General features: G+C 61.8%; 16 protein-coding genes, 1 tRNA gene and 1 pseudogene. 4 read left to right on the top strand and 14 right to left on the bottom strand.

All coding sequences use genetic code 11. From position 1 onward, the window contains the following. Positions 1-72: 72 nt before the first annotated feature. The 3 genes from dnaJ to J0X27_RS01060 all read right to left on the bottom strand — a co-directional run bounded on the left by dnaJ (position 73) and on the right by J0X27_RS01060 (position 3970). Positions 73-1239 carry a molecular chaperone DnaJ gene (dnaJ, locus tag J0X27_RS01070; RefSeq protein ID WP_207270651.1) on the bottom strand — a complete coding sequence of 389 codons (1167 nt, stop codon included), beginning with the start codon at positions 1237-1239 and terminating at the stop codon, positions 73-75. Positions 1240-1936: 697 nt separating this feature from the next. Then, the gene (locus J0X27_RS01065; RefSeq protein WP_143823930.1) at positions 1937-2836 is read right to left on the bottom strand and encodes a hypothetical protein; all 900 of its coding nucleotides are present in this window, start codon (positions 2834-2836) and stop codon (positions 1937-1939) included. A gap of 402 nt (positions 2837-3238) precedes the next feature. Continuing rightward, positions 3239-3970 carry a hypothetical protein gene (locus J0X27_RS01060; RefSeq protein WP_207270650.1) on the bottom strand — a complete coding sequence of 244 codons (732 nt, stop codon included), beginning with the start codon at positions 3968-3970 and terminating at the stop codon, positions 3239-3241. A 96-nt stretch (positions 3971-4066) separates the two neighbouring features. Here J0X27_RS01060 and J0X27_RS01055 point away from each other — a divergent pair. Continuing rightward, positions 4067-5068 (top strand): annotated as a pseudogene (locus J0X27_RS01055) (transposase). Between the two features lie 415 nt (positions 5069-5483). Here the strand turns inward: J0X27_RS01055 and dnaK are convergent. The 5 genes from dnaK to J0X27_RS01030 form a co-directional block, all read right to left on the bottom strand. Next, positions 5484-7421, bottom strand: a complete 1938-nt coding sequence (dnaK, locus tag J0X27_RS01050; RefSeq protein WP_207270649.1) for a molecular chaperone DnaK — start codon at positions 7419-7421, stop codon at positions 5484-5486. A gap of 200 nt (positions 7422-7621) precedes the next feature. Then, positions 7622-9646 (bottom strand): AMP-binding protein, encoded by a 2025-nt coding sequence (locus J0X27_RS01045; RefSeq protein ID WP_207270648.1) that lies wholly within the window; start codon positions 9644-9646, stop codon positions 7622-7624. 311 nt (positions 9647-9957) lie between these two features. Then, entirely contained in the window at positions 9958-11019 is a 1062-nt protein-coding gene (locus tag J0X27_RS01040) for a phosphotransferase family protein (RefSeq protein WP_207270647.1), read from the bottom strand. 254 nt (positions 11020-11273) lie between these two features. Then, complete coding sequence (locus J0X27_RS01035; RefSeq protein WP_207270646.1) at positions 11274-11999, bottom strand: HAD family hydrolase; 726 nt, start codon at positions 11997-11999, stop codon at positions 11274-11276. Continuing rightward, complete coding sequence (locus J0X27_RS01030; protein WP_224214693.1) at positions 11996-13201, bottom strand: lactate 2-monooxygenase; 1206 nt, start codon at positions 13199-13201, stop codon at positions 11996-11998. Before J0X27_RS01030 ends, J0X27_RS01035 begins: the two co-directional genes overlap by 4 nt. 173 nt (positions 13202-13374) lie before the next feature. Here J0X27_RS01030 and J0X27_RS01025 point away from each other — a divergent pair, with 173 nt between their 5' ends. Further along, positions 13375-14151: an SDR family NAD(P)-dependent oxidoreductase gene (locus tag J0X27_RS01025; protein WP_207270645.1), complete on the top strand. Its 777-nt coding sequence runs from the start codon at positions 13375-13377 to the stop codon at positions 14149-14151. Positions 14152-14357: 206 nt separating this feature from the next. Here the strand turns inward: J0X27_RS01025 and lrp are convergent, their stop codons facing one another. The 5 genes from lrp to J0X27_RS01000 form a co-directional block, all read right to left on the bottom strand. Continuing rightward, complete coding sequence (gene lrp, locus J0X27_RS01020) at positions 14358-14813, bottom strand: HTH-type transcriptional regulator Lrp (protein ID WP_097379172.1); 456 nt, start codon at positions 14811-14813, stop codon at positions 14358-14360. 247 nt (positions 14814-15060) lie between these two features. Further along, a complete protein-coding gene (locus J0X27_RS01015) occupies positions 15061-15465 on the bottom strand; it encodes a hypothetical protein (RefSeq protein ID WP_207270644.1) in 405 nt (134 codons plus the stop codon). Continuing rightward, positions 15462-17147: a serine hydrolase domain-containing protein gene (locus J0X27_RS01010; RefSeq protein WP_207270643.1), complete on the bottom strand. Its 1686-nt coding sequence runs from the start codon at positions 17145-17147 to the stop codon at positions 15462-15464. The genes J0X27_RS01015 and J0X27_RS01010 overlap by 4 nt, the downstream gene beginning before the upstream one ends. Positions 17148-17154: 7 nt before the next feature. Next, complete coding sequence (locus tag J0X27_RS01005) at positions 17155-17856, bottom strand: class I SAM-dependent methyltransferase (RefSeq protein ID WP_224214694.1); 702 nt, start codon at positions 17854-17856, stop codon at positions 17155-17157. Between the two features lie 1068 nt (positions 17857-18924). Continuing rightward, positions 18925-18999 (bottom strand) — tRNA-Glu (locus tag J0X27_RS01000). Between the two features lie 256 nt (positions 19000-19255). Here J0X27_RS01000 and J0X27_RS00995 point away from each other — a divergent pair. Then, positions 19256-20647 carry an NAD(P)/FAD-dependent oxidoreductase gene (locus J0X27_RS00995; RefSeq protein ID WP_207270642.1) on the top strand — a complete coding sequence of 464 codons (1392 nt, stop codon included), beginning with the start codon at positions 19256-19258 and terminating at the stop codon, positions 20645-20647. Between the two features lie 236 nt (positions 20648-20883). Then, positions 20884-21792 carry a cytochrome c oxidase subunit 3 gene (locus J0X27_RS00990; RefSeq protein ID WP_207270641.1) on the top strand — a complete coding sequence of 303 codons (909 nt, stop codon included), beginning with the start codon at positions 20884-20886 and terminating at the stop codon, positions 21790-21792. 38 nt (positions 21793-21830) lie between these two features. Here J0X27_RS00990 and J0X27_RS00985 read toward each other — a convergent pair whose 3' ends face one another. After that, a complete protein-coding gene (locus J0X27_RS00985; protein ID WP_207271991.1) occupies positions 21831-22019 on the bottom strand; it encodes a hypothetical protein in 189 nt (62 codons plus the stop codon). Between the last annotated feature and the right edge of the window lie 91 nt (positions 22020-22110).

The raw sequence follows: 22110 nt of genomic DNA, 5'->3' as shown, positions 1-22110 counted from the left end.
AATACGAGTATCATAACGATACCGGGGTCCCGAACGGCTGACCCGACCCTGCAGTGGGGGCACCGACCACCACTAGAACGCCCGCTTGATCTTCTCGAAGAACCCTTCCTTCACTTCGATCTCGTCGCCGCCCGCTTCGGCGAACTCCTCGAGTGCGTCGCGCTGATCCTCGTTCAAGCTCTCGGGGGTGACGACCTGGACCTGGACGTAGAGGTCGCCCTGTCCGCGACCGCGCAGTCGGGGCATCCCTTTACCCTCGAGGCGGAACGTCTCGCCGCTTTGGGTTCCCTTCGGAACCTCGAACTCGGCCGCCCCTTCGAGGGTCGGGACTTCGACGGTGTCGCCGAAGGTCGCTTGCGGGAACGAGATCGGAAGCCGGTAGCGCAGGTCGTCCCCGTCGCGTTCGAATGCCTCGTGCTCGCGGACGGTGACATCGATCAGCAGGTCGCCGTGGGGACCGCCTTCGGGACTCGGCGCACCCTCACCTTCCATCCGAAGCGTCTGGCCTTCCTGAATCCCGGCCGGAACTTCGACGGTCAGCGTCGCCTCGGTGCGGACGTACCCCTCGCCGCGACACTCGCCGCAGGTGTCGGAGTACAGCGTTCCCTCGCCCTCACACCGGGGGCAGGCCGTCGTCTGCTGGACGCGACCGAGCGGCGTCTGCTGGACCTGAGTCACCTGGCCCCGGCCCTGACACTGGGGACAGGTTTCGGCGTCGGCCTCCGGCGGATGGCCCTCGCCCTCACAGACCTCGCATTCCTCGGGGCGCTCGACGGTGAACTGCTTCTCCGCGCCCTCGTAGGCCTCCTCGAGGTCGATCTCGAGTTCGGTCCGCAGATCGCGGCCCTTGCGGGGCCGGCGGCTACCGCGACCGCCGCCACCGCCGAAGACCTGCTCGAAGAGGTCGCCGAGACCGCCGCCGCCCATACCGCCCCCGCCCATGCCGCCACCGAACGGGCCGCCGCCCATGCCGCCGGCACCGCCGGCGTCGCTGGCATCGAAGCCGTGTTTTTCGGCCTGCTCGTAGCGATCGTGGCCCATCTGATCGTAGGCCTCGCGCTTTTCCTCGTCCGTCAGGACCTGCTTTGCCTTCTGGATCTTCTTGAACTTCTCCTCGGCATCGGGGTCGTCGCTGACGTCGGGATGGTACTCGGTGGCCTTCGACCGATACGCCTGTTTGATCTCCTCGGTAGACGCGTCGGGGCTCACGCCGAGAACGTCGTAGAAGTCCTCGCTCATTCGTTGTTCCACCGTTACTCGGTTGAGACACTTGAAACGAACGTTCCACAAGTACCTTTTTACGCCTCGGGTTCGCTCGTTTCACTCGCTCACCGCTCGGCGCAAAAATCTACGCTAAAAAGGCCGCTCGCTCACTTCGTTCGCTCGCGGATGCTGCGCTTGCACTTCCACCGCAAAACGCTACTCATGGGAGAAACAGAGTTGGCAGTAACCTACGTCCTCCGAGCCGTCTCACATCCGTACAACTGTTTCAAACCTCCCCGTCTTGCTGATCGTAACAGAGACTCACGCTGGTGGACGTCCCCTCTTGGCACTCTCCGGAATGGTCACCGGCACCTGCTTCTGGATCCCATGCAAAAGTCACGGGTTCTCTGTCGTCGATCGTGACCGAGATCGTCGCAGGCGTTCCTTCGATCACCAGATTCTCATCGACCGTATTCGGACCGAGATCGAACTCCTCCTCGAATATCGTTCCGTCGTTCTCGTTGGTAACAGAGACTGCGAAGACGTGCCGTTCATCACTACCGTTAGACATATATAGAGGGTATCATAGAAATCTTCTCACATCGTGATGATCGTGTTTCCTGGATTGTCTCCGCGTTCGTAGTTTGTGATAGCGACGGCGAGGCGAAAGCACAGGACAAGAAGACGCTCCGTGAGGCAGGGTTATCACGCTATGGGGCGGATCCGTGTCACTTTATTCTCGTCTATTAAGGTATTCTTCGAGATTATTGATTATTTCTTCGTCATCAAACCGGAGATCGTTTCGGTCGAATCGAATACTCGGTAAAAGACCTGATCGATGTAATATTACATCGTTCTCTGATACTGTAAAGTATTTTATCTGTGACTTTGGTATAAATTGATGCCAGGTTAACAATTTTCCACTTCCACTCCGACGCTGCTCTAACCCAACCGGAGTAAGCTTATACGCTCTATCAGACAGCAGTGTGTTTGTTGTACCAACAAGTGTGACGACAACGAGAGCAGTTAACACAGTCAGATATGGAGGATACCAAAATGAAAGTAGCCCAACTAGGACCAATCCAGTGACCATGGTGAATATCTGCACCTTTATTTTGTGACCCCGCGGCCACCTGGAAGTCCATTCTATTAGGACATTCTCGGATGCGATAGCGGAAGACGCAACCCGATTACGGGCCGCTCGTATGGCGATCTCACCTGCCCCAGCTGCGACAATCCCGAGTAGGAACCCGGTCGCACCGACGAGACTTGACACAGGGATGGCAGCCGGGTCGATGAGATAGACAGCGACCACCTCGAGGACACTAAAATGGTAAGCCATCATTGGAACGAGTCCGAGAAGCGGGAAGAGCCAGGCTACCCAACCTGAGTTCAGCCAAGAGGCTATTTGTCCGTTGTCGGTTGTTAGGAATGCCGTCCCGGAACCAATAGTAATACCGATCGTTCCTAGAACGGCGAATGCAAGCACTTTGCTGCGCAAGCCCAAATACTCCACAGTGAACAAAGTAAGCGTCGGCGCAATCAGCGCGGCTACGTAGCTGCCGACGAGCACGCCGAATCGAGGACCCAATCCATCCGGTGAAACTACCGAGCTTTCGGTATTATATTTCATATTTGATTTTGATGTGGAACGTATAAAGTATTTAGGTACGCTGAAGACTGAGTGTTGACCTCAGCGTGAAGGAGGGAGTTGAAGCGGTTTCTGACGAGTGCTGTTACTGAAGACTTGCCGGCCCAAGGTCGCGGGCTGACCGTCAGCCCGTGACCGGAGCGTACGCGTCGGGACGCCGATACGTTCGTCTCGATCTTCCACCGCCACGCTACCTCTGCTTCTACTTCATGGCGAATCCAGCCACAGAACGTCTGGAATGTGAACTGTTCGAGTAGGTCGCGCCCACCCTTTCGCGGTCGGATGACGGCTGTAAACAGATGCTGAACACATCCAGACGCAGACCTTCTCATGACAACTCGTCGATACGATTCAGCTGATTACGTCGGTTGGGAAGTACCAATCTTAGCAGTCACAATGCTGTGAAGATACGACATCTGAATCAGTCCCAATTTTAATGCCACATCCTTCATTAGTTAAACCGATATAGGCCGCAGTCACTGTCGCGAGGACGGCTGCCGCTGCCATCACAACCGGCGCCAATGCAGTTGCTCCAAAATAGGCGGCGATCGCAGTAGCGATAGTGAAGGTGCCGGCAGTTAATACGCTTCCCCACTGAATCTCATCGACAGCGTCGTCACCAAGATAGGCCACGTCGCCGTTAATCTCTGATTTCCCATTACAGTGGCTTTGGATCCGCACCTCACCTTGCCGATTGTTGTCACTCTTGAAAAATTCACTACGCCCTTTTTCGGTTAGATCAATGTCAAGTTCGCCAGCACTCTCTTTTATTTTCCAGTATCCTTTTTCTACACCCTTATTCATTTGTTTAACAATTTTTTGGACAGTGAATGTGAGCGATTTCCCGTTAGCAGAGATCTCGACTTTTTCCTTCCCAGATGTCCGACGTTTCGCCTTTTCCTTCCCGAGTGCGTTCGCCTGACCTTTCACTTTTGCCTTACCGTTGGCGACCGTGATTGAATCTGTGAGTTTTTCGAACTTATTAGACTTCTGATTGCCAATCGCTTTCTTGTCCTTTGCCGCAGCGGCGGAGCCAGCCATAAGACTGCCACCAATAAGACCGCTAGCTGATTTAAGAACACTACGCCTATTCACACCATTATAGACTTCTTTCATGACTACACTCATATTTTATCCTTGCTAATTATAAATCTTTGCCACATCTCCTATTAGATTATATTATAGAAAGACTCCGATAGGAGGCCGCAGGGTTTGGAAACCGTATCCAGCAGTACCAACACCCTGCAAGACGTAGCTTCGGTAGACGACTTCTTGGATGCGGCGGCTACCGAGACAGTACTGCTGTTTGATCATCTTGCGTTCGAGTTTCTGTTGGAGTACGACGTGTTCGCCCCCGCTCGCCGGGGGCGAACACGAGTGCATTAGCCACCGGATCTCTTTCGTGGCTTTCTGCACTGCTACTACGGGGATGTCTACGGTACGCGCCCAGTTACACGAGAACTTCAGAACGGTCTTGTCTGGTATTACTGCGGACTCGACAAACCGCCATCTAGAGACACGATTGATCGATTTCTCACCGACCTCGAACACATTGTTGACGATGTCTTCGACAGGCTCATCGAGCAGGCCGCTGTCCGCGGCCTGCTCGACTTAACATACTCTATCGATTCAACCCATGTCAAGGCGATCCAGTACAACGACGCTGCATCGTGGAACTACGACCCAACAGCCGAGGAGTACTACTACGGCTTCGGTTGTACAATCGTCTCAACCGGTTCAAAGATCCTAATTGCAGCGGAATTCACCCAATCCAAGCAAGCATCTCAAGAGACGGCGAGCGCGTCACGCGTGACGCGCATCGCCGTCGGTACGCCGGTCTGGATGCTCGGAGACAACGCCTACGACGTCCTTGATTGGCACGACCACCTGCTGGCCGCAGGGGTCGTGCCAATCGCTCCGTACAATCCACGAAACACTGACGACCCGAAAGACATCGGGTACAGGGTCGAAAATCGCATCGAGGAACATAACGAGGATGTTCAGCTGAAGCAATCTATCTTGAACGAGACGTACAACAACCGGACAGGCGTCGAACGAACCAACGACGCGGTCAAGGACTGCTGCCTCGGGCATGTCCGCGCCCGAGGCCGGGTTCACGCACGAACAGAAGTATTTGTTGCGCTCTGTCTACGACTCGGCGTTGCCATCACCAACTACGAGCGAGGAAACGATCCGGGCTGTGAGATATTATGAGATGGATTCTATGACACGCTCTATCTATGGTATGTCGGGGGTACTGGTGGGAATAGAACAACCGGCGAGCGTCGCGGTGGAGAGGCCACCCATCGAAGCGAGCAGAGACCGGCGGGTAGACATATTTGCTACTTATCGGAATGGCTGAAATATGTCCTCCTCAGAAATACAAACAGACCCTCGATTCTAATTCTCGAAGAAATCGACGTACGTCGACAGCGTCTCGACCGAAGAGGGACTCGATGGTGACCGAGCGAATCGAGTCGGTTTCGGAGGAAATCCACGCGGAAGTCACGACCGCCGGAGGTAACCAAAACGTCGGTCCCGATTCCGTCACCGCGCTCGAGCGAACGTGTAGCCGAGATTCGAACGGAATCGAACTCGGGGTCGTCAGACAACGCCCGGAGAGTTACTGTTACTCCTCGTCGTCTTCCTCGAAGTCGACGTCCTCGAAGTCGGCGTCGACGAACTCCTCGCCCTCGTCGCCGGCAGCGCCGGCGTCGGGACCGGGGTTCGGACCGCCGCCCATGCCACCAGGGCCTGCACCCGCAGCACCGCCAGCGCCTGCCGCGCCTGCACCTGCGGCACCGCCAGCAGCGCCGCCCGCACCGGCCTCCTGGTAGATCTGTTTGCCGATCTCCTGGAGTTCCTCGCTCAGGGCTTCGGTCGCGGACTCGATGGCCTCGGCGTCGGCATCGTCGTCGTCGATCGTCTCCTCTAGATCCTCGATCGCGGCCTCGATGTCACCACGCAGGTCGTCGTCGACCTGCTCGTCGTTCTCCTCGAGCAGCGTCTCGGCGCGCTGAATCGTCGCCTCGGCGGCGTTGCGGGCCTCGATCCGCTGGCGCTTTTGCTGGTCCTCCTCGGCGTGTTTCTCGGCTTCCTCCTGCATCTGCTCGATCTGCTCGTCGGAGAGACCGGCACCGCCCTCGATGGTGATCTCTTCGGTGGTGCCGCTGCCTTTGTCTTCGGCGCTGACGTTGACGATACCGTTCTCGTCGATCGAGAACGTGACCTCGATCTGTGGGGTGCCTGCGGGTGCCGGCGGGATCCCGGTCAGGTGGAACTCGCCGAGTAGTTCGTTTTCTTCGGCCAGTTCGCGTTCACCCTGGAAGACCCGGACCTGCACGGTGGTCTGGTTGTCCGCTGCGGTGGTGAAGATCTTCGACTCCTCGGTCGGGATCGTCGTGTTCTTCTCGATGAGGCGCTCGAAGAGGCCGCCCTTGACCTCGATACCCAGCGAGAGCGGCGTCACGTCGAGCAGGACGATGTCGTCGACCTCGCCGCCCAGCACGCCGCCCTGGATCGCCGCGCCCAGCGCGACGGCCTCGTCGGGGTTGACGTTCTTCTGGGGCTCCTTGCCCGTCAGTTCCTCGACCTTCTCGGCGACCTGGGGCATCCGGGTCGAGCCACCGACCAGGAGGACTTCGTCGATCTCGTCCTCGTCGTAACCCGCGTCCTCGAGTGCCTGCTCGGTCGGTTCGACGGTGCGATCGATCAGGTCCTGGGTGAGCGACTCGAACTTGGCGCGAGTCATCGACTCCTCCAAGTGGATCGGCCCGTCGTCGGTCGCGGTAATGAACGGGAGGTTGATCTCGGTTTCCTTGCGCGAGGAGAGTTCGATCTTGGCCTCCTCGGCGGCGTCTTTGAGCCGCTGGAGGGCCTGGCGGTCCTCGCGGAGGTCGATCCCGTGTTCGGCCTCGAATTCGTCGGCGAGCCAGTCGATGATCGCCTCGTCCCAGTCGTCGCCACCGAGGTCGTTGTCGCCGTTGGTCGCGACGACCTCGTAGACGCCGCCGCCGAGATCGAGAATCGAGACGTCGAAAGTACCGCCACCGAGGTCGTAGACGAGGACGGTCTGATCCTGATCGTCCTCGAGGCCGTAGGCCATCGACGCGGCCGTCGGCTCGTTGATGATGCGCTCGACCTCGAAGCCGGCGATTTCGCCGGCGTCTTTGGTCGCCTGGCGCTGTCGATCGGAGAAGTACGCGGGAACCGTGATGACGGCCTTTTCGACCTCGTCGCCGAGATAGTCCTCGGCGTCGCGTTTGATCTTCTGGAGGATCATCGCCGAGATCTCTTCGGGCGTGTACTCCTCGCCCTCGATCTCTACCGTGTAGTCCTCTTCGCCGATGTGGCGCTTGATCGACGCGATCGTCTTTTCGGGGTTCTGGATCGCCTGGTTCTTCGCCGGTTTCCCGACGAGTCGCTCGTCGTCGGTAAAGGCGACGACGGAGGGCGTCGTCCGTTCGCCTTCGGCGTTGACGATGATTTCCGGATCGCCACCTTCCATCACCGCGAACGCGCTGTTCGTCGTCCCGAGGTCGATTCCGAGAATCTTGTTGCTGGCCATCGTGGACGGGTATTGTGCGCACTTTGTTTTAAAGGTTACTAGGCGGAGAGCACACCCGAATTAAATCCGGACGCGGGGCTCACGGCCGTATTCGTAGCAGTTTGCATTCCAGTAAAACGACCCACGAAACGGCAGTGAACTCGCCCCTCGCAACGCGTGGTTTTCGATTCGGCTCCCGAACTCCGGGACGACTCCCCGTGCTATCTCGCGTCCTCGAGTTCCTCGAGTGCGCCGGGGTTCTCGATGCTGCTCATGTCCCCGAGGTCCTCACCCGTGTACGTCGCCTGGATGGCTCGGCGGATGATCTTGCCCGACTGGGTCTTGGGGAACTCGTCGACGAAGAGCACTTCGCGCGGGCGGAACGGTTTCCCGAGTTCCTCGCCGACCTGGGCGCGCAGTTCCTCGCGAAGGGCGTCCGTTTCGTCGACGCCCTCCTCGAGGACGACGTAGGCGACGACGGCGGTGCCGGTGGTGTCGTCGGGCGCGCCGATGGCCGCCGCTTGGTTGACGGCCTCGTGGTCGATGAGCGCACCTTCGACCTCCGCCGGACCGACCTTGCGGCCGGCCACGTTGAGCGTGTCGTCGGCCCGACCGTGGAGGAACCAGAAGCCGTCCGCGTCCTTCTGGGCCCAGTCACCGTGGTTCCACATGTCCTCGAAGGTCGACCAGTACTCCTCGAGATAGCGCTCGTCGCCCGACCAGAGCGACTTCGTCATCGAGGGACAGGAGTCGCGAGCGACGAGGTAGCCGCGTTCGTTGTGCTCTTTGACGGAGGTGCCATCGCGGTCGACGACGTCGATATCCATCCCGAGTCCGGGGCCGCCGAGCGTACAGGGTTTCAGCGGTTCGGTCGGCATCGGCATCAGGAAGCAGCCACAGATCTCGGTCCCGCCGGAGATGTTGATGATCGGGGCCTCACTGTTGCCGACGTTCTCGTAGAACCAGTGCCAGGACTCGGGATCCCACGGTTCGCCCGTCGAGCCCAGGATCCGCAGGCTCGAGAGGTCGTGGCCGGACAGCCACTCGTCCCCGTGCTTTCGCAGCGCGCGGATCGCGGTCGGCGAGATGCCAAACTGGGTGAGTTTGTGGCGATCGATCATCTCCCAGAAGCGGTCGGGTTCGGGGTGGTCTGGCGCGCCCTCGTACATGAAGACGGTCCCACCGAAGGTGTGGGTGCCGATCAGGGACCACGGCCCCATCATCCAGCCGATGTCGCTGACCCAGAAAAACCGGTCCCCGGGTTTGAGGTCCATGCCGAAGTAGACCTCCTTCGGACACTGGACTTGCACGCCCGCGTGCGTGTGGACGATGCCTTTCGGCTTCCCGGTCGTCCCCGACGAATAGAGGAGCATCGACTCCTGGCTCGAGTCGAGTGACTTCGTCTCGTAGTCGTCGTCCCGGCTTTCGACGGCGTCGGCCCACCACTCGTCGCGGTCGTCGGTCCAGGGAATTTCGCGTTCGCTGGTTTTACTGCTCGATCCCAGTCGATCGAAGACGATCGTCTCCGTGACGTGGCCCGCCTCTTCGATGGCCTCGTCGGCGGCCGATTTGAGGAAGACCGGGTCGCCGCGGCGGTAGAATCCGTCGCCGGTGAACAGCACCGAGCACTCGGCGTCCGCGATCCGCGTTGCCGCCGCATCGACGCCAAAGCCCGAGAAGATCGGGACCGCGATCGCGCCGACCTTGAAACAGCCATAGAGGATCGAGACGACCTCGGGTACCATCGGCATGTAGAGCCCGACGGTGTCGCCCGTTCCGATACCGCGTTCCTCGAGCGCGTTCGCGACCTGATTGGACTGGCGGTGGAGTTCGTGGTACGTTATCTCCCGAACCTCGCCGTCCTCGCCTTCCCAGATCGTGGCGACGTTGTTCCGGCGGTCGTTGTCGACCGCGGCGTGCCGGTCCACGACGTTGTGGGCGATGTTGAGTTCGCCATCGACGTACCAGTCGGAGAACTGCGGCCCCGCGCTGTCGTCTCGGACCTCGTCGTACTCCTCGTAGAATTCGATGTCGAGGTAGTCGACCAGTTCGTCCCAGAACCAGTCGACGCCGCTTTCGGGTTCGCCAGCCAGTTCCGTCGTCGTCCGTTCGATCAGTTCTTCGTAGTCGTCGATCCCATACGTTTGCATGAAGTCGTACACGTTGGTCGATTCGACGAACTCACGGCTGGGTTCGTGGCTGATCTCGTCGATGTCCTCGAGACTGGGACTGGTGTTTCCGGGCATTGTCACCCATAGGTTAGCGACATGCCACCATCAAACAACAGGTCGTCACCGTCGCGGTGCCGGCCGAGATCGGAAACGTCGAACGAGAAGTCGGCGGCGATGTCGACGGGCTCCGTCGTCTTCGACGCGTGACTGGCCGAGCGTGCTCCCCTCGAGGACGAGCGTCCGCTGGCGAATCCGAGCGATCTACCGTCTCAACGAACGGCGCATGGACCCGAGTACCGTCCACCGTGACGGGAACGTCGCTTCCGGGGAATCAGCAGGGCCGTGACTCCACGGAGGAAACCCCACCGTTCACCACGGAGAGGATGTCATAACGGCTCGTCGCCGTCGATGATCCGCTTTGCTCGTTTCGCCAGTCCGGGGACCCGACGCTCCATCTTGGGATACATCGGGTCGTCGCTGTTGCCCTCGAGATAGCGCCGGAAGAACATCTCGCCGAGCCCGGCGAGTTTGTAGACGGCCAGCGTTCGATAGAACCGTTCGTGCTCGAACTCGTAGCCGGTTCGTGACTCCCAGCGGTCGACCAGATCGACCCGGCTGGAGTAGCCCTCCCGTTCCATGAACCGGGTAGTGAGTTCGGGGATCGTCGGCTCCGGGTCTTTCGCGTCGCGCCAGTAGGAGAGCATCCAACCCAGATCCGCACGCGGGTCGCCGAGCGTGGCCATCTCCCAGTCGAAGACGCCGACGAGTTCCGGCGGCGTTCCGGGGCCGAACATGACGTTGTCGAGTTTGTAATCCCCGTGGACGAGCGTGTGTGGATGGTCCTCGGGCACGTTGTTCCGGAGCCACTCCCCGACCTCGTGGAGGATCGGTACCTCCCGTTCGTCCTCGGTGACCTCGAACGCCCACGAGAGCTGTTTCCCCCAGCGATCGACCTGTCGCTGGGTGTAGCCCTCGGGCCGGCCGAACTCGCCGAGCCCGATCGCCTCGTAGTCGAGGTCGTGAATCGTCGCCAGGGTGTCGACGAGTTCCTCGCCGATCCGCTCGCGGTGGTCGGGCGTCGCGAACCGGTCGGGTTCGTCCTCTCTGAGGACATCGCCCTCGAGTTGCTCCATCACGTAGAAGTCGCTCCCGATGACGTCGTGGTCGTCACAGGCGAGGATCGGCGTCGGAACCGGCACCTCGGTGTCGGCCACCGCGTTCGTCACGCGATACTCCCGGAGAACGTCGTGGGCCGTATCGGCGGTTTCGCCCGGCGGCGGCCGTCGAATGACGAGCTCGCGGTCGCCCCAGGTGACGAACAGGGTTTCGTTCGAGTGCCCCTCCTGATGGCGAGCGATGTCGTAGTCGTCGACGTCGCCTAGGTGATCCGCCAGATACGCGACCAGAGCGTCCTCGTCGACGAGACGCTCGTAATAGTCGTCGCTCATGGGAACGAGTGGGTGCTACTGTCGGCGTTATAGGCCGATACGGCGTCGTCTCGCGCGGTTCGGTTCTCGGTTGGCATTGTCGTGTCCTAATATGACACCCCTTAACGAAAATAGTTACGCCGCGAACTATCTTTTACAATGTTTGTCCGTTGTAAGTTATCGAATACCACGTTCGCGACGGGTGCGGACGGACGATAACGGATCTCGAGAGAGAACCGACGGGGAGCAGCCGCCGGCCGAGAACCCCCTCAAGATCACTCCTCGTCGACGATCTCGAGTACGTCTTCCGGTGACTCGATCCGATAGGCCACTGCGGGACCATCGTCGGCACCGAAGGCGACGCCGTGCATTCCCATGTCGGCGGCCCCCTTCACGTCGTGGTCGTACCGGTCGCCGATCATCAGGGATCGTTCAGGCGCGACGCCGGCCTTCTCGAGTGCGGTCTCGAAGATCACCGGATCGGGCTTGGTGCGCCCGACCTCCTCGGAGGTCGTGATCGAGTCGAAGTGGTCGCGAACGTCGAACCGCTCGAGCATCCGTCGCCCCTCAGCGTCGTCGACGTCGCTGACGACGCCGACGTGGAGGTCCAGCTCGGCCAGGCGTTCGATCGCCTCGGGAGCGCCGGGAATCGGCTCGATGGACGATCGGACGACCGCCTCGAATCGCGGGTTCCACTCCTCTCGTGGCACCTCCTCGCCGACGATGGCCTCGATGCCCCGGTGGTACCCCTCGCGCGCGGACCGGAATTCCGTGCCGTCGCGCTCGCGGAAGTAGTCCCCCACGGTCGTCCGCCACGTCTCGACGGCTTCCTCGACCGTCGCGTCGACGTCGTGGCGGTCACAGAGGTCCGCGACGAACTCGGCGTGGGCCGCCTGGACGGAGTCCAGCGCGAGGATGACGCCGCCGATGTCCCAGAAGACGGCCTCCCACTCTTCGGGACCGGGCTCGTCCGCCCCGTCGGTCGTCGAGCGATCGCTCATCGGTCGGCCCTCCGGATCGTCGCCCGATCGATTTCCTCGAGGCACGCACACCCCGAGAGCCCCACCGTCAGGTCGAGATCGGCGAGCAGGTTCTCGAGGACGGCCCGAACGCCGTCTTCGCCACCGATGCCGAGTCCGTAGGCGTACGGTCGACCCAGCAGGACGGCGTCGGCACCGAGCGCGACCGCCCGGACGACGTCGCTCCCCCGGCGGATGCCGCTGTCGAAGAGGACGGGAACCTCGCGATCGCCGCCGGTCGCATCGTCGACCGCGTCGACGACCTCGGGCAGCGCGTCCAGGGCCGGAATCGCGCCGTCGACCTGTCGGCCGCCGTGGTTCGAGACGATCAGCCCGTCGACGCCGCGCTCGACCGCCTCGCGGGCGTCGTCGGGGTGGAGCACGCCTTTGATGACGATCGGGAGGTCGGTCCGGTCCTGGAGCCACTCGAGGTCGTCCCAGGTCAGCGAGGCGTCGCCGAAACACGCCTGCCAGGACGCGATCGCCTCCTCCTGGTTCTCCCACGGATCGGCTCCGTCGAGGCGGTCGCGGAAGGCCGGATCCTCGAAATAGTTCTTCACGCCCTGGGCCTCGAGGAAGGGCAGGTAACCGAGTTCGATGTCGCGTTCCCGCCACCCCATCTTCGGGGTGTCGAGCGTAACGACGACGGCCTCGTAGCCAGCGTCCTCGGCGCGCTCGAGAAAGCTCGCCGCGACCGACCGATCGGAACTCCAGTAGAGTTGGAACCAGCCCGGGCTCTCGCCGAGTTCGTCGCCGACCTCCTCGATCGAATACGAGGAGACGGAGCTACAGATCATCGGGACCTCGAGGTCGCTCGCCGCGCGAGCGACGGCCAGTTCGGCGTCCTCGTGGACGATCGACTGGACGCCGATGGGCGCGAGCATGACCGGTGAGGGGTACTCGCGATCGAAGAGTTCGACCGACAGATCCCGGTCGGAAACGTCGCGCATGATTCGGGGGACGATCTGCCAGTCGTCGAAGGCGCGGTCGTTCGCCGCGACCGTCGACTCCGAGCCCGCGCCGCCCGCGACGTAGGCGAACGCCTCCTCGCTCAACTCCTCGCGGGCGCGTTCCTCGAGGTCCTCGAAGGAGACGGGAAACTCGGGGGGTTCGTCCTCGAGCATCCCGCTGAGGTAGACCTCGGCCTGTCGATCCGGTCCGTAGTCGGGGGTATCTGGTGTCATAGCTGGTGTGTCGGTGACGGCCGCGCCGTCGTGTGAATATCTATGGCAGGGATTGCCACCCACTTAACGGTACGGTATCCATCCCCATATTTATTAACAGTTACTGCAAATGTACGAGTGGATCTAACAATGGTAATAGATCAGGCCGAGAGTTCGGTGACAGGTGATCGCGCATGAGTACCGACCAGTTCAGCGTCGACGGCGACGTCGCCATCGTTACGGGGTCCTCGAGCGGGATCGGGAGATCGATCGCCGAGCGGTTCGCGGATGACGGCGTCGACGTGGTCGTCTGCTCGCGCGAGCAGGACAACGTCGATCCGGTCGCCGAGGCGATCAACGACGGGGACAGCCCCGGCCGAGCGCTGGCCGTCGAGTGTGACGTGACCGATCGCGAGGCCGTCGAGGCGCTGGTCGAGGCTACCGTCGAGGAGTTCGGCGGACTCGACGTGCTGGTCAACAACGCCGGGGCCTCGTTCATGGCCGACTTCGACGACATCTCCCCGAACGGCTGGGAGACGATCGTCGACATCAACATCAACGGCACCTATCACTGTACCCACGCCGCCGCGGAGTACCTCAAGGACGGCGGGGGCTCGGTGATCAACCTCGCCAGCGTCGCGGGCCAGCGCGGTTCGCCGCTGATGAGTCCCTACGGCGCGGCCAAGGCCGCGGTCATCAACCTGACGACGACGCTCTCCTACGAGTGGGCCGACGACGACGTTCGGGTCAACTGCATCGCGCCCGGCTTCGTCGCGACGCCGGGCGTCGAGAGTCAGATGGGCGTCTCCGCGGACGACATCGACCGCGAGGAGGTCGCCCGCCGGATCGGCACCGTCGAGGAGATCGCCGACCTCACCCAGTTCCTCGTCAGCCCCGCCTCGTCGTACGTGGTCGGCGAAACCATCACTGCTCAGGGCGTCCCGCAGATCGAGGAAGACCACGACGTGTAGCCGGTGCTTCCGGACGCCGAATTATGCCCGTCAACTGGACGAGCCCCACTCCGTCGACCGTTGGGCGGACGTCTCGCCAACGAGGTAGCAAAAGGGAACCGTCCCGACCCTCCCCCGATCGATCGAAACGGTCGGGACTGTGAAACCAACCCGGCCAACTCGTCGATCGGAACGGATCCGATCGAGGCGTTACAACCCGACGTGGATCACTCCGTGTCGAGTTCGAACTGCTCGTTTTCCGAGACTGCGTTGAGGACGATACTCGTATTCGACTGATTGATGTCGGGGTCCGTGATCAACATCTTGATCTGATCGTTCATGTCGTCGGTGTCTTTGAACTTCCCGATCGCGATCACGTCGTAATCCCCCGTGACCTCGTAGACGGAGATCATCTGGCGGTGATCTTTCAACGTCTCCGTGATTTCGGGCAGGGCGTTCCCCTCGGCTTTGAGTTGCATGACGGCGGTGACGTCGTAACCGACCGCATCGTAGTCGATCTTCGGGGTGTAGCCCTCGATCACGCCCTCCTCCTCGAGATCCGAGAGATGGTTCGAAACGGTGGTCACGGAGACGTCGAGTTCTTCGGCGAGGCTGCGGAGGCTCGCCCGACCGTCGTTGAGCAGTTCGTTCACGAGATCCGAATCGAGGTGTTCGTAGGTCATTGCTCGGTATGAAGTACTCCTGCTACTAGGTGTTTACGAATATCCAGTTCTATCCGGATCGAGTGAGTCGGTGTTGTGGTGTTGTCGGTCAAGTCTTGCAGAGGTGTCAATTAGTGTAGTTTCAGCGCCACACTGGCGGTTCTCGGACTCGTCACTAGCGACACACCCCCGTCCTCACGTATCGCTCACGGCGAACCCTACCGGCCGAGAGACCCCAGTCGAAGAACAGTACCGTTGGAGAGACCGGTTAGAGCGCGGTGAAGCCGAGGACGTGGAGCTGCCAGGTGAAGCCGAGACCGAGAAGTGCCAGTATCGTCTGGTGGATACGGGCGGATAGTGACCAGTAGCGGTTCCGCCATCCGAGTATCGCACCAGCAGTCGTCGCGAGCGCGAGGATCGCGATCAGGGGAGGAACCGCGAGCGCGATTCGCATCGGGAGTGGCCGTGTGATAAGTGTGAGTTCGCCGCCGCGCTCGAGGACGAGCAGAAAGATCGAGACGAAGCCGACCGAGACGCTACTCAGTCCGACCCCCGCTGCTCTGGCGAGCCACGCGAGGCTGGTCAGACGGCGTTGAAGGCCGCGTCGAACTGTGGTCCAGGAGCCGTCTTCGTCCGACCGTGACGCTGGGTTCCTCGAGGTGTGGTCCGTCATCCGGTTCCCTCCGTGTCGTTCTCGCTGTCAGTGGTTCGGTCCGTCCATCGTCGCCACCCTTCGACCGCACCCCACCCGCCGAGTGAGAGTCCAAATCCGGTGAGGGCGGTGCCGAGGACGCTACCGGTGACGAGTTGCCGTTCGTGGAACGGGACCGGCTCGTAACTCCCAGCGGGTTCGCTGCTCAGGTACATCGTCTCCACGTCGCCGTCCGCGACCTCGAAGGCCAGGACGTCGTGGCCACCGTCTTCACGATACACGTACGGCTTCGTTTCGATCCACTGCCGGGCGTCTCCATCGAGTGTCTCAGTGAGGAGACGGCCGTTACCTGCCGGTTCAATAGAGACGCGCGCCAACAACTCGACCACCTGAAGCGGACCGCTCTGGGGAAGGTTCGTGACGCTGTACTCACCGGCAACCCGCTTGGCACGTTCCTGATCGCCAGGCGTCGGCGGGACCGTGGTTGGGGATGGTTGCAGGTCGTATTCGGCGATGATTTCATCGACGACGGCCCCAGGGGGCTGGCTGCTGTTGCTATTGTAAGTGACGAAGATCCCGACGTCGTGGCCGGGTGCGAGAACGAGCTGACTCGTGAAATCGATCGTCGCGCCCGAGTGGCCGATAAGGTCACCGTCCGGATCCCCGTACTCGTGGAACCCGTATCGCCAGTTGGTGACCGCCGGATGGCGCACGTGGTGGCGGTCGTGCATCGTCCTCGCCGTGTCCGCATTCAAGATTCGCGTGTCGCCGACCGCACCGGCACCGAGATGTGCGCTCATGAACGCAGCCATATCGTTCGCCGTCGCGCTCATCGCTCCCGCGGGGCGCATGTTGATGAATACCTCGTCTGTGGTCGTGAACGTCTCGCCGTCTCGCGTGTGGCCAGCCGCGAGGTCACCGGGGTGGCCGTCCGGGACTGGTTGAGCGAACGTGCTGTGACCCATCTCGAGCGGCTCGAAGAGTTCCGACTGGACGTACTCCTCGAACGTTGTGTCGTGGACTTCGGCGACGATATGTCCGGCGAGGGCTGCACCATAGTTCGAGTATCCCACGGTTTCGCCCGGTGGGCGTACACGGGACGGCTGGTGGGCAGCGAGAAGCCTGCCTAACGGGACGAGCGCGTCTCGATCGGTGACGACTTCGGGATCGAGGGCCGACTCGAAGCCGGCGGTGTGGGTTCCGAGATGCCGCAGCGTCACTGGGGCGTCGTACGTCTCTGGAACCGTAACCGCGGAGTCTTCGAGATACGTGTTGACGTCTTCGTCGAGCTCAACGACTCCTCGTTCGACCCCTTGCATGACCGCAGTGTAGGTCACCAGTTTGCCGACCGATCCGACACGGAACGGGGTCTCGTCAGCCGTAACTGGGACTCCAGTGTCCACGTCAGCCTCGCCGTATCCCTTGGTGAGGAGGGGTGTGTCACCCTCGACGATGGCAACGCTCGCGCCAGGAGTGACGTTCCCGATTCGGCGTGCCAGTACATCGTCGACGAACGCCTCGAGTTCGTCCGGGGCACCGAACTGGCCGTCATCTCCCGGTGGGGAATCGGGGACGGATCCGATAGTGGCGCTCGCTCGACCAGCGAGACTGGCGAGACCGATGCCACCGAGTCCACCGAGGAACCGTCGCCTGGTGGGTCGGTCCTTACCGCGTTTTCTCGAGCGGAGTCGTTCTCGAGTCATCGATTCGTCAGGGAGGGGTGGCTTCGATCCCGGTGACGAGTCCGAAGAGTTGCTCGTCGGTCTTCTCGATCACGAGTTCCGTTTTCTGAACGGTTTCCAGTGGCTCGTGATTCAGTTGGCAGCCGGCCGTTTGGTAGTGGGACTCGGCGCGCCAGTCCTGGAGCCAGGCAAGCGGTGCCACGTCGCTGCGACTATGTTCGAGAAACAGTAGCTGACCGCCCGGTTTGCAGACTCGCTGCAGCTCTCGGAGGGCCGTGATTGGGTCCGGGAACGTGCACGTGGCAAACGACGAAATGACGGTATCGAAGCTGTCGGCAGGGAACGCGAGTGCCTGTGCGTCCATCCGGTGGAGGGTGCCATCCAGAGCGAGGCCGTCGAGTTCGTCACGGGCGTGAGCGAGCATCTCGTCGCTGATGTCGATGCCGACGACGTCCGTAGCCGTGGTGAGATATCGGAAGTTCCGGCCCGTCCCACAGGCGACATCGAGGACTCGTCCGGCCGCGTTCTCGAACTGTCGGCGACGGTATCGACCCGCAAAGAGTCGCTCGAGTCGACTCCATCGAGCGAGTTCGTCAGCTACGTCCCCGTACGAATCGGCGATCTCTTCGGCCGACATGGGGCGTAGTTGATCCGACTGCGGTCGGTCGGTCCGATCGCTGGTCGTCCGATTCGGCTGGTCTCGTGGGGTACCGGGAGTGCTCGGGTTCATAGTTCGTGTCTCCAGTATCGTCATTGCGAGTCGATCCGGCAACAGCAATAAAACTATCGCAAATTTGATAATTTATCGAGATCGTTTCAAAACGACAGTTGAGGAGAGTGCTGGTGAACCGGGGCTTGTTCGGCGATGCACGGGAAACCGGCCGTGAGTGATGAACCTCGCTCAACGTCGGTTTTGTAACTTTCCGTACAGTATGGTCGAACGGTACCACTCTCAGGTCGCACGCGCTCATACGGTTTGCTGTCCCGATCTCCCGGTGGGACCCCAGGGCGGTCCCGGTCCCACTGCCACTGACGGACAGGAGACCGTATCAGTCCGCGTGACTTGCCGTTCACACGCCGCCCGATCCTATCGGATCGAACTGGAGACCGACCAGCAGTGATCGCTGGGGGCGCATATTACTCGCGAACGATTGCACGAGTGTGACTATAGTGAGCGAGACGAACCGCCCTCTATGAGCCTCGTACTCGCTGGAGCAGTCCTTTTGCTCTGCCTCCTCCCGTCGCTTTTCTTCCTCGGACTCTGGCACGGACTTCTCCGCATGCAACGCAGTTCGCTGCTTTCACGCACACGGACCCGCACAGGATACAGCGATACTGATCCGGCGGTCACGTGGGGCGACGTCATCGACGCGTACTCCGACCCACGGAAAAGCCTCTTTACGCCCTCGTCCGAGTCGCGGCCATCGACGACTCGTGATGGCCAGTGTGGAGTCTGTGCCGCGGGAAACGATTCGTTCGCGTCGTTCTGTCACAACTGCTTCCGGAAACTCGAGTGAGACGAGTTCCCCGCTCGCCTATCGCGTCACAGCCACAGTTGCGACTCGAGAGTTCGCTCGTCGGAAGCCCCTCCGTCCATGAGGGTCCCACGCGAAACGCTCGCTGTCGCTCTCTAATGTAAATCCCAGACCGCACGCTTCCTCTTCGTCACTTCGTTCCTCAGAAGAATGCTCCGTCTGGGATTTGAACCACGCCCAGACGTGCTCGCTACGCTGCGCGCGACTGGTCTGATTCAAATCCAGGGTCACATTTTCGGCTCACGGATTTGTTCGCCGAAAAGTGCTCCGTCTGGGATTTGAACCCAGGTCATCGGCTCGAAAGGCCGAAATGATTGGCCGGACTACACCAACGGAGCGTTGGTCGCAACTGGTTGTTGCCGAGGGCTAATGAAAAGGGTTCCGTTCCCGTCCGGCAGTGGCACGATATCACGCACGTCGACCCGTTAGATCGCCTACAACAACCGTGTTGCCACACTCGAGGGGTCGGGTCTCCGCACTCGCCGATCCGATTTTCGAGTACCGTCGAGCCAGCGGCCGGTCTCGCACACACCTCGACGCCCTGGAAAATTCGCCTCGCAGTTTTTATAATGGCTCAACGAGTCTCCACGCCGTATGGAACGCGTAGACGTCGCGATCGTCGGCGGCGGCCCCGCCGGAGCGTCCGCAGCCGAACGGGCCGCTGCCCACGGCGCAGAGACGGTCCTCTTCGAGCAGGGAGTCCCTCGAGAGGATCGGGACGGGGTCGGCCCGGATTCGACCGATGCTGCCGGGATGCTCGACTATTGGATCGACATCATGGACTTCGACTACCGGGAGATCCCCGAGGAAGTCATCCATCGGGAACTCGAGGGCACGGAGTTCGTCGGCCCGAACAGCACCGTCGAGTTGACGTCGACGGGGATGGACGCCAGCTATCCCAACTTCGGCTACACCTTCCACCGCGCACGCATGGACGACTGGCTCCACGAACGCGCGGCCGACGCGGGCGCGGACCTGCGCGTCGGAATCGGGGTCAAGGACCTCGAAACCGATCTCCGGGCCTCGAGTCCGGCGGGCCCGACCCACACGCTGACTCTCTCGAACGGCGCGGAACTCGAGGCCCAGTACGTCGTCCTCGCGGACGGCCCACAGCGTCGGATCACCCTCGGTGCCCTCGATCAGTTCACGGCCCCCGGCCGGAGCGTCTCCGATTACCTCTCGCCGCCGGCGGCGAACCACATCGCCTATCAGGAGTATCGGGAGTTCCCCGACGAACTGTTCGCGGAGTTCGAGGACCACCTGAAGTTCTGGTGGGGCTACATGCCCGGCGAGACCGCCTATCCCTGGGTCTTCCCGAACGACGGCACGGTCGCCCGCGTCGGGCTGACGATGCCCATCGGGATGACCCTCGCGGACGTCGACAACCCCGGTAGCTACAAACTCCTTCGGCCCGAGGACGATCGGATTCCCTCGGGTGCGGAGTACATTAGCCGCCTCCTGGAACAGGAGTACGGCGACGAGTACGACGTCGACGAAGACATCCCCCGCGTCGAAGATCGCGGCAAGTCGAAGGGGACCGAAACCTACCCGATCTCCTCGACCCGACCGATCGAATCGCCCGTCGGTGCGAACATCGTCGTCGCCGGCGGCGCGATGGGCACGACCTCGGCGTTCCACGAGGGTGGGTACCACGTCGCCGTCCGCACCGGCAAGATCGCCGGCCGACTCGCAGCGACCGACTCCCTCGAGAACTACAACGACATCTGGAAGGACGCGATCGGTGACGAGATCCTGCGCAACGTCTCGTTCGCCGACATCGTCGCGGACTACGGGCCCGACGACTGGGACTGGGCGTTCGACACGATCACCGACATGCAGGGCAACGGGACGGAAAACGCCCTGGTCACCAAGAAGTACTCCGCCGGCTTCGACGCCGCAAAGATCCTCGCGACGTACAAGCACAAGAAGTTTTCCTACCGCGACGGTCGCTACGTCCAGCTGTCGGAAGCCGACTACTTCTACTGAGACGGCCCCTGTCCGTCGACCGGCGACCCCACGGTCTGGTCGTGGGGGTGCTGGCGCTGACTACTAACGATCCGTATGAATCGGCCACCCCGGAGTTCCCCCGTCCGATAACCGTGTCTGTGCTGGTGTGACGCGAGGGAGCCGGCTCGGCATACGGTCGAAACCAGCCGCTGTAAGGGAGTGCTAACTGCCTGTACGCGGTGGTCCTTTTTCGGGATCGGCGTGGAAGCGACGGTATGGGCTCCGGTGGACACACCCCTTCGTCCGACGGGCACGCGTCCCGAGCCGACGGCTCCGGCCACCGCGTTCCCGAGGGGCAGGCACCCGAGGAGTACGGCGACCACCGCGGTCGCGGCGACCACGACGAGCACGACCACCGCAGTCGCTGGCCGCTCGTCGCCGCCGCCGGAGCCGCCGGACTCTACGGCGGCGTCGCAATCTCCATCTTCGGGGACGTCACCGATCTCCTCCCGTCGGTGATCGGCATCGCCCTCGCGGTCGTCGGAGCGATCGTCCTGCTGGCCGGCGTCGCGGGCTGGGTCGGTCAGGCGTTTCTGCCGCCCGCTCGAGGTCCGCAAGGCAGCCCCACGTCCCGCGAATCGTACGTGTCGACGACCCTGCTCTTTCTCGCGACCGACGTGTCGACGTTCGGCGCGCTGTTCGTCTACTACTTTTTCGTCAGGATCGGGACGTGGCCGCCCGAGGAGTTACCGCCGCTGCTTGGCTCGCTCGTGATCGTCAACACCGCCATCCTGGTCGCCAGCAGCGTCACCTTCCACTACGCACACGAGGCGCTCGAGGACGACGACCGGCGACGATTCCTCGGACTGCTCGGGGCGACGCTCGTGCTCGGACTCGTCTTCCTCGCCGGTCAGGCCTACGAGTACTACGAGTTCGTCGCCGCGGAGGGATTTACCCTCACGAGTGGCGTCTTCGGGACCGCTTTCTTCGGACTGACCGGGCTTCACGGGTTCCACGTCGCACTCGGCGTCGGAGCCATCGCCGTCCTCTGTTGGCGAGCACTCCGGGGCCACTACGGCCCGGATCGCGACACGTCGGTCGCGACCGTCTCGCTGTACTGGCACTTCGTCGACGCCGTCTGGCTCGTCCTCGTCCTCGTCCTCTACGTCGGTGCATCGGTGTAAGAGGGCCACACGGCCGATCGCGATCGTCGCCGACTGAATCACGGTCTCTCGTCGTGGTCGAGATCCGTCTCGAGGACCGCCAGCGACGGTGACTCGCAGTCACAGAAATTCGATTGACCGAGTGGCTGCAGACTCCCGTCGGGCCAGATCTGGACGATACCGATCTCGCCGCAGTCGTCGCATTCGGCCGCCGCTCGCCGTTTGTCGTCGTTGCCCACTAGGGTCACCTCTGGGAGTGGTCGTACCACAGCTACCGACGAAAAACCCCGGTGACGGGTCGACTGAGTCCAGTCTACGGACGATGACGGTGTCTCGACC

This window comes from Natrinema longum, assembly GCF_017352095.1.
GTDB lineage: Archaea > Halobacteriota > Halobacteria > Halobacteriales > Natrialbaceae > Natrinema > Natrinema longum.
Note: the sequence above shows the minus strand (reverse complement) of the source record. Positions and strands in the feature narration are given on the sequence as shown.